General features: G+C 60.0%; 12 protein-coding genes. 8 read left to right on the top strand and 4 right to left on the bottom strand.

Features of this window, described 5'->3' with window-relative positions; translation table 11 throughout:
- Positions 1-29: 29 nt before the first annotated feature.
- Positions 30-545, bottom strand: coding sequence for a glycine cleavage system protein R (locus ACTG2T_RS01835; RefSeq protein WP_330125194.1), 516 nt, complete (start codon positions 543-545; stop codon positions 30-32).
- 196 nt (positions 546-741) lie between these two features.
- Here ACTG2T_RS01835 and ACTG2T_RS01830 point away from each other — a divergent pair, with 196 nt between their 5' ends.
- The 5 genes from ACTG2T_RS01830 (at position 742) to ACTG2T_RS01810 (ending at position 6694) form a co-directional block, all read left to right on the top strand.
- Entirely contained in the window at positions 742-1620 is an 879-nt protein-coding gene (locus tag ACTG2T_RS01830) for a DUF2726 domain-containing protein (RefSeq protein WP_330125193.1), read from the top strand.
- 268 nt (positions 1621-1888) lie between these two features.
- Positions 1889-3310, top strand: a complete 1422-nt coding sequence (locus tag ACTG2T_RS01825; RefSeq protein ID WP_330125192.1) for a sigma-54 dependent transcriptional regulator — start codon at positions 1889-1891, stop codon at positions 3308-3310.
- Positions 3311-3416: 106 nt separating this feature from the next.
- The gene (locus ACTG2T_RS01820) at positions 3417-4451 is read left to right on the top strand and encodes a sensor histidine kinase (protein WP_118853617.1); all 1035 of its coding nucleotides are present in this window, start codon (positions 3417-3419) and stop codon (positions 4449-4451) included.
- Positions 4448-5791, top strand: a complete 1344-nt coding sequence (locus tag ACTG2T_RS01815) for a sigma-54-dependent transcriptional regulator (RefSeq protein WP_110302912.1) — start codon at positions 4448-4450, stop codon at positions 5789-5791. Before ACTG2T_RS01820 ends, ACTG2T_RS01815 begins: the two co-directional genes overlap by 4 nt.
- Positions 5792-5932: 141 nt before the next feature.
- Positions 5933-6694 carry a Nif3-like dinuclear metal center hexameric protein gene (locus ACTG2T_RS01810; protein ID WP_136501269.1) on the top strand — a complete coding sequence of 254 codons (762 nt, stop codon included), beginning with the start codon at positions 5933-5935 and terminating at the stop codon, positions 6692-6694.
- Positions 6695-6811: 117 nt separating this feature from the next.
- Here the strand turns inward: ACTG2T_RS01810 and purN are convergent, their stop codons facing one another.
- Positions 6812-7450: a phosphoribosylglycinamide formyltransferase gene (gene purN, locus ACTG2T_RS01805; RefSeq protein ID WP_167558044.1), complete on the bottom strand. Its 639-nt coding sequence runs from the start codon at positions 7448-7450 to the stop codon at positions 6812-6814.
- Complete coding sequence (purM, locus tag ACTG2T_RS01800) at positions 7447-8484, bottom strand: phosphoribosylformylglycinamidine cyclo-ligase (RefSeq protein WP_330125191.1); 1038 nt, start codon at positions 8482-8484, stop codon at positions 7447-7449. The genes purN and purM overlap by 4 nt, the downstream gene beginning before the upstream one ends.
- 176 nt (positions 8485-8660) lie before the next feature.
- On the opposite strand from purM, the gene upp reads away from it, so the two are divergent.
- From upp to hda, 3 genes are all read left to right on the top strand, one after another.
- Complete coding sequence (gene upp / locus ACTG2T_RS01795; RefSeq protein WP_005334115.1) at positions 8661-9287, top strand: uracil phosphoribosyltransferase; 627 nt, start codon at positions 8661-8663, stop codon at positions 9285-9287.
- Positions 9288-9436: 149 nt separating this feature from the next.
- Complete coding sequence (locus tag ACTG2T_RS01790) at positions 9437-10456, top strand: DUF2066 domain-containing protein (RefSeq protein WP_330125190.1); 1020 nt, start codon at positions 9437-9439, stop codon at positions 10454-10456.
- A gap of 102 nt (positions 10457-10558) precedes the next feature.
- Positions 10559-11260, top strand: a complete 702-nt coding sequence (gene hda, locus ACTG2T_RS01785; protein WP_021231044.1) for a DnaA inactivator Hda — start codon at positions 10559-10561, stop codon at positions 11258-11260.
- A 108-nt stretch (positions 11261-11368) separates the two neighbouring features.
- On the opposite strand, the gene aceA is transcribed toward hda, so the two are convergent.
- A complete protein-coding gene (gene aceA / locus ACTG2T_RS01780; RefSeq protein WP_005344572.1) occupies positions 11369-12682 on the bottom strand; it encodes an isocitrate lyase in 1314 nt (437 codons plus the stop codon).
- Between the last annotated feature and the right edge of the window lie 45 nt (positions 12683-12727).

The raw sequence follows: 12727 nt of genomic DNA, 5'->3' as shown, positions 1-12727 counted from the left end.
TAATATATGACAAATAAATGACAGTGTTGTTACTGCTCGCTGAACGCTTCGTCGATGTCTACCACCAGATCGTCGGAGAGGGATTCCAGCGCAGTGATAAGCGTATCCATCGCGAGCCCGTCGGGCAGGGCAACCAGTGCATGGGCATAGAAGAGCGGGGCGCCGGAGTGGGGAGCCGGTTCACAGCCGGTGGTGAGATCGGCCACGTTGATCTCGAGCTGGCGCAGGATGCTGGCTACTTCATGGACGATGCCGGGGCGGTCGTTGCCGGTCACCGTCATCATGACTTGATGGGCTGGCTCGGCGGTAGGTGTCCCTTCGGCAAAGCTGATGGTCAGGCCCGGTAGCAGGGCCAGTGCTTCGCACAGGCTGCGATAGCGCTCATCGGGGACAGAGACATGGAGGATACCGGCAAACTGGCCTGCCAGTTCGCTCATGGCGCTGCCCAGCCAGTTGCCCTGCTCGCGGCTGATGACTGCTGCCAGACTCTCGACGATCCCGGGTTTGTCTGCACCGATCACGGTGACCACCAATTGCTTTTGCATCCTGCTCTCCTTGAAATGGGATTTCTTGCTCTATCCCTATTGTGCCTGCTGGGGCTGGTCATATGAACCCCCGCCTGCTGACAAATAGATAAAAAGACGGGACTTTTCACTTTCCATACACTGGTCTGCTGCCTTGCTCCGTGGCGGCTGTGGTAAAGTAATTCCCCTTTCGTGTCGTGAACTGGATCGTGCTCTCATGAATACCCTTGTCCTATCGGGATTGTTGTTGCTGGCGCTGCTTGTGCTGGCGATCTTCTGGAGCAGAGGCAGACAGCAAAAGCGCCTGCCCTATGATATGCAGGAGACCCTGTTCAGTCCCGCCGAACGATCGTTCCTCGGGGTGCTGGATCTGGCGGTGGGTGACAAGGCCCGGGTCTTTGCCAAGGTGCGGGTGGCTGATGTGCTGACGCCACAGGCCGGGATCGGCAAAAGCAAATGGCAGCAGTACTTCAACAAGATCAGCGCCAAGCATTTCGACTATCTGCTTTGCCACCCCGCTGATCTCTCCTTTATCTGTGCCATCGAACTCGATGACAGCTCCCACCGCCATCAGAAGCGCAAGGCGCGGGATCTCTTTCTGAAAACCGCCTGCGACAGCGCCGGTCTGCCGTTGCTGCAGATCCCGGCAAGTGCCAGCTATCTGGTGGAAGAGCTGCGCGAACAGATCCTGCCGCTGCTGGTCAAAACCAGCGAACCGGTGATCGACGATCTGCCGCACGGGGCGCGCCGCGAGCCGACGTTCAACCCTCTGTTGCTGGACGGCGTGGATGTCGGTGCCGGGATGCGTGGCCGCACTCCCCATGCAGAGGCGATCTCGCCCGCGCCATTTCACGAGCCCGCCATCCAGGCCAAGGGGATGGTGGAGACGCCACAGAGTGAGGGTGAGCTGGTCGATGGCTTGTTCACCGATGTAGAGGATGACGAGGAGCATGAAGTGCACCACTGCCCTCGTTGTGATGCGCCGCTGGTGGAGCGGGAGGCGAAAAAAGGCCCCCACGCCGGTCGACTCTTTCTGGCTTGCAGCCGTTTTCCCGAGTGCCGTTACGCGGCGCCGCACCACCATAATCGCCACTGAATGCGCTTCACCGTGTCCCATGCTGCCCTCTGACGAGGGCAGTTTTCTTTCCGCTATTGGCGGCGTTTGTTAACGGCGCCAATGCAGAAAATTCCTCGGCAAAATTTATCTAATCTCCCGTTTCTGTCGATACACTTAGCCTGAATACGACAATTTTTGACAATGTGTCGGAATTTTGGCACTTTGTGTGCCTGCAAAAAGACAGTCGGTAGCTGTTTTATCATTAAATAAAACAATAAGTTAGTTCAGGACATCGCGAGGAATGGATATGGTGGAGATGGGCGTGTTGATTGTTGATGCCGATGCGCAGCGGCGCCAACAGTTGGGAACCGTGCTCTCGTTTATGGGGATCCCGTGGCAGGAGGTGGCACAAAGCGATCTGGATGTGGCCATCGAATCCTCCGGTCCGCTGCAAGGGGTGCTGGTGGGTGAGCTGACCGACCGTCCCTTGTCAGAGCTGCTGGCTGCCTTCCCCCGTACCCCCTTCCTCTCGCTGGTTGAGGCCGATCTGCCCAACAGCAACTTTATCGGGGTCGCGCTCTCGCCCTTTACCTATGAATCCCTTACCCGTCATCTGCACTTCTGTCAGGCCTTTGTATCCTTGCATCCCCGTCAGCAGACCCATGACAAGGGGCAGGCCCTGCTGCGTTTGCTGGTGGGCAAAGGGAAGGGGATCCAGGAGGTACGCCGCCTTATCAGCCAGGTGGCCGAGACCGATGCCAACGTGCTGATCCTCGGCGAGTCCGGCACCGGTAAAGAGGTGGTGGCTCGCGCTATCCACGAACTCTCTTCCCGCAGCAATGGCCCCTTCGTGCCCATCAACTGCGGCGCTATTCCGGCCGAATTGCTGGAGAGCGAACTGTTTGGCCACGAGAAGGGGGCGTTTACCGGCGCCATCGCGGCTCGTCGCGGTCGCTTCGAGCTGGCGCAGGGGGGCACTCTGTTCCTCGACGAGATCGGCGACATGCCGATGCCGATGCAGGTCAAACTGCTGCGGGTATTGCAGGAGCGGCTGTTCGACAGGGTCGGTGGCGGCAAGCCCATTCAGGCCGATGTGCGCATCATCGCGGCGACCCACCGGGATCTGGAGGCGATGATCCGCACTCAGGGTTTCCGCGAAGATCTCTACTACCGCCTCAACGTCTTCCCCATAGAGACGCCGCCGCTGCGGGATCGCATCGATGACATCCCGCTGCTGCTGCAGGAGCTGCTCAACCGCCATGCCGAGCAGCACCATGGCTTTATCCGGTTGACCCAGCGTGCGCTGGAGTCGCTGATGCAGTACCCCTGGCCCGGCAACGTACGCGAGCTCTCCAACCTGCTGGAGCGGCTGCTGATCCTCTACCCGCACCAGATCGTCGATGTGGCCGATCTGCCGAGCCGTTATCGCCTGCTGCCGAGCGAGCCGCGGGATGAGCGGCTGACCGAGATGGATGAACGGGATGCGCTGGCGGCGGTGTTTCAGGACCCGCCCGAGCTGGAGCACTCCCTCGCTTCGGCCCGCACCATGCAGTTGCCGGAGGAGGGGGTCAACCTCAAAGAGATGCTGGCCGACCTTGAAGTGGAGCTGATCCGTCAGGCGCTGGAGTCTCAGGACGGTGTGGTGGCCCGCGCCGCCGATCTGCTCGGTATGCGCCGTACCACTTTGGTGGAGAAGATGAAAAAGTACGGGATGAGCAAGGACGTCTGAGGGTCAAAGCCTTGACGCTAATGCACAATTCATTGTTTTAATTCATATAATTTAGTGGCATGGAAATTGAATAACCTGACCCAATAGCCAGTTTGAGGTCAGGTTTATGACAATCCAGCAGCAGGACATGCCACTCCAGTCCCACGAAGTGAGCCAGCTCTATGCCATCTTCAAGGCGCTCCCCACCGGGGTGTTGCTGCTTGACGGGGCAGGGGTGGTCACCCGCGCGAATCCGGCGGCCATCTCCCTGCTGGGGGAGCCGTTGGAAGGGGAGCTCTGGCGTCACATCATTGCCCGCTGCTTCGAGCCGCGCGAGGATGATGGTCACGAGATCTCCCTGCGTGACGGGCGCCGGGTCCAGCTCTCGACCCAACCGCTGCCGGATCAGCCCGGCCAGCTGGTTTTTATCAATGACCTGACCGAAACCCGTAAACTGCAAGACCGCATCAACCACATGAAGCGGCTGTCGGCGCTGGGCAATATGGCGGCCTCGCTCGCCCACCAGATCCGCACGCCGCTCTCCGCCGCCATGCTCTATGCCGCCAATCTGGCCAACCGCACTCTCAAGCCGGAATCTCGTACTCAGTTTCAGCAAAAGCTGATGGCCCGTTTGCAGGATCTGGAAAAGCAGATCAACGACATCCTGCTGTTCGCCCGCAATGGCGACAATCAGGTGGTCACCCCCATCTCGGTACAAGGGCTGCTGGCCGAAGTGCAGGCTGGTGCCGAGGCCTTCTGCCAGCAGCAGGGCTGCGAGCTGCACATGGAGGCGCCGGAGCCAGATCTCTGTCTGCTGGCCAACAGCAGTGCGCTGGCGGGGGCCATCAACAACCTGATTGCCAATGCCCAGCAGGCAGGGGCCACCTCACTCTTGGTCAGCGCGGTGCGCAGCGGTGCCCGGGTGGAGATGCGCGTCATCGATAATGGCAAGGGGATTCCTTCCCATCAGCTCGGTCAGGTATTCGAACCCTTCTTTACCACTCGCTCCCAAGGCACAGGTCTCGGGCTGGCGGTGGTGCAATCTGTAGTGCGTGCCCATCAGGGGGAGGTCGGTGTGGCCTCGGTTCCCGGTGAGGGCACCTGCTTTACTCTGTCGTTCCCCCTGCACCAGCAAACGGTGCAGCTTGGAGGTGTAGCATGACACAGGCCAGGATCCTGGTAGTTGAAGATGACAATGGCCTGCGCGAAGCGCTGGTGGATACCTTGTTGCTCGGCGGTTATGAGTGCCGTGAAGCGGACAGCGGCGAGCGGGCTCTGCTGGCCCTCTCCCGTCAGCCATTTGACATGGTGATCTCCGATATCCAGATGGGGGGGATGGACGGTCTCACCTTGCTGGCCACCATCCGCCAGCAATATCCGCAGATACCTGTGCTGCTGATGACCGCCTACGCCAACATCGATGGCGCGGTGCGTGCCATGCGCGAAGGGGCCATCGACTATCTGGCCAAGCCGTTTTCGCCGGAGGTGCTGCTCAATCAGGTCAGCCGCTACGTGCCCGCCCAGAAGGTGGAGAAGCGCGCCGTGGTCTACGGGGATCCCAAGACCGCCGAGCTGTTCCAGCTGGCGACCCGGGTGGCCAGAAGCGAAGCGACTGTGATGGTGACCGGCCCGAGCGGGACGGGTAAAGAGGTGCTGGCCCGTTACATTCACGACAACTCCAGCCGCGCCGAGCAGCCTTTCGTCGCCATCAACTGCGCCGCCATTCCGGAAAACATGCTGGAGGCGACCCTGTTTGGCTACGAGAAGGGGGCTTTCACCGGTGCGGTACAGGGGTGCCCGGGCAAGTTCGAACAGGCGCAGGGAGGCACCCTGCTGCTTGACGAGATCACCGAGATGGATCAGGGGCTGCAAGCCAAATTGCTGCGGGTGTTGCAGGAGAAAGAGGTGGAGCGGCTCGGCAGTCGCAAGATGATCCCGCTGGATGTGCGGGTCATCGCCACCAGCAACCGGGATTTGAAAAAAGCGGTGCAGGATGGCCTGTTCCGCGAAGATCTCTACTATCGCCTCAACGTCTTTCCGCTGCGCTGGTCTGCCCTGTGCGAGCGGCCCGGCGACATTCTGCCGCTGGCGGAGCACCTGCTGGCGCTTCATGCCAGTCAGCAGGGGTTACCGACACCACAGTTGACGGATGCCTCGCGGGATCGGCTGCTGGCCCACCCCTGGCCCGGCAATGTGCGGGAGCTGGACAACGTGGTACAGCGCGCCCTGATCCTCAGCCCGGACGGGGTCATTGATTGTGACCACCTCATTCTGGAGGAGCTGGACGAGCAGGAGATGGAGTTTGTCAGCGTGGAGCGCAGCTATGGCGGCGATCGCCTCGGCAGCGAGCTCAAGCAGCAGGAGCACCAGATCATCCTCGACACCCTGCAAGATTGTAACGGCAGCCGCAAGGCGGTGGCCGACCGACTCGGCATCAGCCCGCGCACCCTGCGCTACAAGCTGGCCCAGATGCGGGAGGCGGGGATCGATCTGCCAGCCTGAGGCCGGGAGGGAAACCGCACTGTGTGGGGGCTGTCATGGTCTTGACGGCCCGGCTCGATTATCATGGGGCCCTTGGCGCTTTGAGCCTGGGCCCTGTTTTTATTGGTAAAGCAGGGGACCGAGCCTTAATAAGGGACCCCTATGATCTCTCATCGAAAACTCGAAACCGTACTGAACCATCTGCTCGAACCGCACGCCATCAAGGATTACTGCCCCAACGGCTTGCAAGTGGAGGGGCGTGAGCGTATTCGCAAGGTAGTGACCGGTGTCACCGCCAGTCAGGCGCTTATCGACGCGGCGGTGGCTGCCGAGGCCGATGCCATTCTGGTCCATCACGGCTACTTCTGGAGCGGTGAACCGGCCCAGATCACCGGCATGAAGCAGCGTCGGCTCAAGACCCTGCTGACCCACGATATCAACCTGTTTGCCTACCATTTGCCGCTGGATGTCCATCCTGAGGTGGGTAACAACGCTCAGGTCGCCAAGCTGCTCGACATCAAGGTGCGTCGCGGTCTGGAGCCGTGGAACAGCAAGAGTGTCGCCATGGTGGGCAAGCTGGAAGAGCCGATGAGCGGTGCCGACTTTGCCAAGCTGATTGCCGAGCGCCTTGGCCGTGAACCACTCTATTGTGGCGATACCGGCCCCGAGCTTATCCGTTCCGTGGCCTGGTGCACCGGCGGCGGTCAGAGCTACATCAATCTGGCGGCGGAGCAGGGCATCGATGCCTTTATCTCCGGTGAAGCCTCAGAGCAGACCATTCACACCGCCCGCGAGATGGGGATGCACTTCTACGCCGCGGGCCATCACGCCACCGAGCGTTACGGCGTCAAGGCGCTGGGGGAGTGGCTGGCGACCGTGCATGGGTTGGATGTTACCTTTATCGATATCGACAATCCGGTGTAGGGTCGCTTGGCCGCGTAGCGGCGTAATCGGACCTGACCTAAGCCATCGTGTGGTAGGTAGAAATGACAAGGGAGGCCTAAGCCTCCCTTGTTGTTTCTGACATGCAGTTGTTGGCGGTTACTCGCAGGCGTAGCCAGCGGGGCCCAGCAGGGCGCCATCCAGTTGCACAGCGCCGTCCACCATCTGCAGCCTGCCTTCGCAGAACCAGCGTACCACCAGCGGGTAGATGCTGTGCTCCTGCGCCTGTACCCGTGCCGCCACCTCGTCCGCCGTGTCCCCTTCAAAGATGGGCACGCGGGCCTGCAGGATAACCGGGCCACCGTCCAGCTCTTCGGTGACAAAGTGGACACTGGCGCCGTGTTCACTGTCACCGGCATCTATGGCGCGCTGGTGGGTGTGCAGGCCCTGATACTTGGGCAGCAGGGAGGGGTGGATATTGATCATTCTGCCGGCGAAATGGCGCACCAGATCGCCGCTCAATATCCGCATAAACCCTGCCAGCACTACCAAGTCTGGCTGATAGTCTGCCATCAGCGCCAGCAGGGCGGCGTCGTACTCCTCCCGGCTGGCAAACTGCTGCTGGGCCAGAATGGCGGTCGCCACGCCTGCTTCTTTGGCACGAACCAGACCATAGGCATCGGCCTTGTTGCTGATAACGCCGACCACCTCACCGGCGATCTTGCCGCTGGCGCAGTGGTCGAGGATCGCCTGCAGGTTGCTGCCGCTGCCGGAGATTAGGACGAGGATCCGCATCATTTGATGACGACCTGCTCCTCACCGTCTGCTGCCTTGGCGATATGACCGATGTGCCATGCGTTCTCACCTTCCGCCTTGAGCAGGGTCAGCGCCTTCTCCAGCTGGTTGGCGGGCAGGGCGATGATCATGCCGACGCCGCAGTTGAAGGTGCGATACATCTCGTGAAGGGTGACGTTGCCAGCCTGCTGCAGCCAGCTGAACACCGCCGGCCACTGCCAGCTCTGTTCGTCGATCACCGCTTGAGTATTGGCAGGCAATACGCGGGGGATGTTCTCCCAGAAGCCACCGCCGGTGATGTGGGAGAGGGCGTGGATCTCGCACTCCTTGATGAGCTTGAGCACAGGTTTCACATAGATGCGGGTCGGCTCCAGCAGGGCGTTGGCCAGGGTGGTGTCACCCAGCGGCTGATGCACGTCGGCTTTGGAGACTTCCAGAATTTTACGGATCAGGGAGAAGCCGTTGGAGTGAGGGCCGCTGGCGGCCAGCGCGATCAGGGCATCCCCTTCACCGACCTTGCTGCCGTCGATGATTTCGCTCTTCTCCACCACACCGACGCAGAAACCGGCGATGTCGTAGTCTTCCCCTTCATACATACCCGGCATCTCGGCGGTCTCGCCGCCCACCAGGGCACAGCCTGACTGCTCGCAACCGTCACCGATCCCGGTGACCACCGCGGCCGCGGTGTCCACGTCCAGCTTGCCGGTCGCATAGTAGTCGAGGAAGAACAGCGGCTCGGCGCCCTGTACGATCAGGTCATTGACGCACATGGCCACCAAATCGATGCCCACGGTGTCGTGCTTCTTCAGGTCGATGGCCAGCCGCAGCTTGGTGCCCACACCATCGGTACCGGAGACCAGTACCGGCTCCTTGTAGCCCGCAGGGATTTGACACAAGGCCCCAAAGCCGCCAAGACCACCAAGGACTTCAGGACGACGAGTGCGCTTTGACACGCCCTTGATACGTTCAACCAGTGCATTGCCGGCATCGATATCTACGCCAGCATCCTTGTAGCTCAGTGAGGTTTTGTCAGTCACGAGTATTCCCCGTCATGTAAAGAAGTGGAGGGTAAAATTCGGGGCGTATTCTAACAGTGGCGGTGAAAAACCAGAAAGGAAATCGTTTGCGCGTTTTTGCGCGGAAATGCTCTACAAACGGTGGCTTTTGTTGTATGATTCCGCGATTTTTTTGCGGCAGGTTAGAGGAGATAATAATGAAAGTCGTTGAAGTCAAACACCCCCTGGTCAAACACAAGATCGGTCTGATGCGTGAAGGCGATATCAGCACCAAGCGTTTCCGTGAACTGGCCAAAGAAGTGGGCAGTTTGTTGACCTATGAAGCGACCTCTGACTTCGAAACCGAGAAGGTTATCATCGATGGCTGGAATGGGCCAGTAGAAGTTGACCAGATCAAGGGCAAGAAGGTAACCGTCGTACCCATCCTGCGTGCCGGCCTTGGCATGATGGATGGCGTGCTGGAGCACATGCCGAGTGCCCGCGTCAGCGTGGTCGGTATCTACCGCGATGAAGAGACCCTGCAACCGGTTCCCTATTTCGAAAAGATCGTCAGCAACATCGAAGAGCGTCTGGCGCTGGTCATCGATCCGATGCTGGCCACCGGCGGCTCCATGATCGCCACAATCGATCTGCTGAAGAAGAAAGGCTGCCAATCCATCAAGGTGCTGGTACTGGTTGCCGCGCCGGAAGGGATCAAGGCGCTGGAAGCGGCTCACCCTGACGTAGAGCTCTATTGCGCTTCTGTCGACCAGGGGCTGAACGAGAAAGGCTACATCGTGCCGGGTCTGGGCGATGCAGGCGACAAGATCTTCGGTACCAAATAAGTTATGCCTTGACCTGCTTCCCATGTGGAAGGGGTGATCGGAGCCGGCGCATCGCCGGCTCTGCTGTTTGTGGCCGCTTGTGCCAGCCTTGCCGCAGGATGCGCCTTGCCGCTACCATAAGCACACTCTCCCATTTCGAGACTCTGTTCATGTTCAAACGTGTTGTGACCGCCTTCTGCTGCGGCTTGTCATTTATGGCTTCGGCCGCTCAGGTGACCGACCTCTATCAGGGCAAGGCCCCGACCAGTGGCGACATGGTGGCCGCTCAAGGGCAGGCACTGGGTCAGGTGCTGATCAAGGTGACCGGCAAGCGCGACATCCTCACCCAACCTGTGGTGGTCAAGGCGCTGGCGGCCCCGGGCGACTATGTCAAAAGCTATGGCTATCAGGATCAGGACTCCGTCAAGTATCTGAAAGCCGAGTTCAAGAGTGACAAGGTCAACAGCCTGGTCTCCGAGAGCCAGTTTGCCCTGCTTGGCCCGGCGCGTCCCCAGATGGCCATCTGGCTGGTGGTGGATCAGGGTGAGCGTCGCTTGCTGGCGGATCAATCCAGCGATGGTTGGGCGCAAGCCTTGCGCGAGCAGGCCCAGACGCTGGGGCTGCCCATCAGCATTCCGCTGATGGATCTCGATGACAACATGGCGGTCAGTGCCACCGACGTCTGGGGACGCTTTGCCGACCCGATTTTGCAGGCAAGCCAGCGCTATGGCGCCGAGATGGTGGTGCTGGGCAAGCTGACACCGGAAGGTGACAAGTGGAGCATCGATTGGGGACTCTACGGCCCCAAAGCGGCCGGTGAAGTGGCCGAGCTGACCCGTGGCAATAGCACCGGCACTCAGGCCGAACTGGCGCAAGGGTTTGCTGATAGCCTGGCGGCCTGGCTGGTGAAAAACTACGGTGCCCGCATTTCGGGTCCGGCAACCAGCCAGACCCTGGTGGTGGATGGCCTCTCCGAAGTGGACAGCATGATTGCCGTGCAGAAGATGCTGCAGGGGATGGCAAACGTCAGCAAGGTGGCGATCGGCAAGCTGGAGGGGGACCAGGTTACCTTCAACTTCACCCTGCAAGGAGATCAGGGCGAGCTGGTACGGGCGCTGCAGCTTGAGAGTCGTTTGCGCAAGGTTGACGATAATGGCAGCGGTTTGCGTTACCAATGGTCGCAGCCCTGATTTTATAAGGCTTTTGTAGACCGCCCGGCTTGCCCGGGCGGTTCTCTATCTGCCTTTGCGATGATACACTTAGCCACAAATGTCACAGTCAAAGCCCAACGAGTGAAGCAACCGGCCCAACTGTCTTTAGCCGTACAACTACCGGATGATGAAACCTTCGTCAGTTTTTATCCCGGCACCAATGCTCATCTGATCACCGCCCTCAAAAACGCGGCCATCGGTCAGGGATCACCTTTCCTCTATTTCTGGGGAGCCAAGGGATCCGGACGCTCGCATCTGCTCCACGCCACCTGTGCCGAGGTCAATGCCCGCGACGCCGCAGCCGCTTATCTCTCCCTCGATCAATTTGAACAGCTCGATCCCAGCATGCTCGATGCCCTCGAAAGCCTGCCGCTGGTCTGTCTCGACAGCCTTGAGGCGATCGCCGGCAATGCCGTGTGGGAGCGGGCGCTGTTTGACTTTTACAATCGCTGGCAGGAGAAGGGGGAGGGGACGCTGGTGGTCACCGGCTGCAGCGCACCGCGCAAACTGGGGCTACAACTGCCGGATCTCGCCTCGCGCCTTGACTGGGGGGTGAGTTTCCATCTCGAAGAGCTGGATGACGAAGGCAAGCTCAGTGCCCTGCAGCTGCGTGCCGAGCTGCGGGGCTTCAAACTGCCCATCGATGTGGGCCGCTTCCTGCTCAACCGACTCTCCCGCGATATGCGCACTCTGCTTACCACTCTCAATCAGCTCGACAACGCCTCATTTCGCGCCAAGCGCAAGCTGACCATTCCCTTTGTCAAAGAGATCCTCGAGCTCTGACCCTCTCGACTGTGTGCGGTTGTGCGCCTGACTTTCGTTTGAATTACAGATAAAAAGAAACCCCGGCTTCAGGCCGGGGTTTTGCTATTTCAAGGCAGCTCTCTTAGCTTAGTGGAACTGATCTTCTTCGGTGGAGCCGGTCAGGGCGGTGACCGAGGATTGGCCACCCTGAATGACGGTGGTCACCTTGTCGAAGTAACCGGTACCAACCTCCTGCTGGTGTGCCACGAAGGTGTAGCCACGGCTGGCGGCGGCAAATTCCGGCTCCTGCACCATCTCAACGTAGTGCTTCATCCCTTCGCCACGGGCGTACTGGTAGGCCAGTTCGTACATGTGGAACCACATGTTGTGGATACCCGCGAGGGTGATGAACTGATACTTGTAGCCCATGTCGGAGAGCTCCTGCTGGAAGCGGGCGATGGTGGCATCGTCCAGATTTTTCTTCCAGTTGAAGCTCGGTGAGCAGTTGTAGGCCAGGATGCGATCCGGGAACTTGGCCTTGATCGCTTCGGCAAACTTGCGCGCTTCGTCCAGATCCGGCTTGGCGGTTTCACACCACACCATGTCAGCGTAGGGGGCGTAAGCCAGACCGCGAGCGATGGCCTGATCGATACCGGCACGAACCTTGTAGAACCCTTCGGCTGTGCGCTCGCCAGTCAGGAAGTCTGCATCGTACGGGTCGGCGTCGGTGGTCAGCAGGTCAGCGGCGTTGGCATCGGTACGGGCGATCACCAGGGTGGTGGTGCCGCATACATCGGCTGCCAGACGAGCGGCAACCAGCTTCTGCACCGCTTCCTGAGTCGGTACCAGCACCTTGCCGCCCATGTGGCCGCATTTTTTCACTGATGCCAGCTGATCTTCAAAGTGCACGCCAGCGGCGCCCGCTTCAATCATTCCTTTCATCAGTTCGAAGGCGTTAAGCACACCGCCGAAACCGGCCTCCGCATCCGCCACGATCGGCAGGAAGTAGTCGATAAAGCCCTCATCCTGCGGCCCTACCTTGTTGGCCCACTGGATCTGGTCGGCACGGGCGAAGGAGTTGTTGATGCGCTCCACCACGGATGGTACGGAGTTGGCCGGGTAGAGGGACTGATCCGGATACATGGTGGAGGACAAGTTGTTGTCCGCCGCCACCTGCCAGCCGGAGAGGTAGATCGCCTCGATCCCCGCCTTGGCTTGCTGTACTGCCTGACCACCGGTCAGGGCGCCGAGGCAGTTGACATAGCCTTTCTTGGCGTCGCCGTGGATCAGACCCCACAGCTTGTCGGCACCACGCTGGGCCAGAGTGTGTACCGGCTGCAAGCTGCCGCGCAGATTCACCACGTCTTCGGCGCTGTAGCCGCGCTTGATCCCTTTCCAGCGGGGGTTTTCCGCCCAGTCTTTCTCGATAGCCTGGATCTGTTGCTCACGGGTCAGTGCCATATCAGTTCCCTCTTTCATTGATTTCACGTTTCCATTGACTTGTTA

The organism is Aeromonas sp. 75A (genome assembly GCF_051919425.1).
In the GTDB taxonomy this organism is placed as follows: Bacteria; Pseudomonadota; Gammaproteobacteria; order Enterobacterales; family Aeromonadaceae; genus Aeromonas; species Aeromonas veronii.
The sequence above is the reverse complement of the archived record's forward strand: the minus strand, read 5'-3'. Positions and strand labels throughout refer to the sequence as shown.

Bases quoted from the DNA above. Each gene is read 5' to 3' on its own strand.
- ACTG2T_RS01825 (WP_330125192.1), top strand. From the start codon at position 1,889: ATGGTGGAGATGGGCGTGTTGATTGTTGATGCCGATGCGCAGCGGCGC.
- purN (WP_167558044.1), bottom strand. From the start codon at position 7,450: ATGATGCGGATCCTCGTCCTAATCTCCGGCAGCGGCAGCAACCTGCAG.
- ACTG2T_RS01830 (WP_330125193.1), top strand. From the start codon at position 742: ATGAATACCCTTGTCCTATCGGGATTGTTGTTGCTGGCGCTGCTTGTG.
- aceA (WP_005344572.1), bottom strand. From the start codon at position 12,682: ATGGCACTGACCCGTGAGCAACAGATCCAGGCTATCGAGAAAGACTGG.
- ACTG2T_RS01810 (WP_136501269.1), top strand. From the start codon at position 5,933: ATGATCTCTCATCGAAAACTCGAAACCGTACTGAACCATCTGCTCGAA.
- ACTG2T_RS01790 (WP_330125190.1), top strand. From the start codon at position 9,437: ATGTTCAAACGTGTTGTGACCGCCTTCTGCTGCGGCTTGTCATTTATG.
- upp (WP_005334115.1), top strand. From the start codon at position 8,661: ATGAAAGTCGTTGAAGTCAAACACCCCCTGGTCAAACACAAGATCGGT.
- ACTG2T_RS01820 (WP_118853617.1), top strand. From the start codon at position 3,417: ATGACAATCCAGCAGCAGGACATGCCACTCCAGTCCCACGAAGTGAGC.
- ACTG2T_RS01815 (WP_110302912.1), top strand. From the start codon at position 4,448: ATGACACAGGCCAGGATCCTGGTAGTTGAAGATGACAATGGCCTGCGC.
- ACTG2T_RS01835 (WP_330125194.1), bottom strand. From the start codon at position 545: ATGCAAAAGCAATTGGTGGTCACCGTGATCGGTGCAGACAAACCCGGG.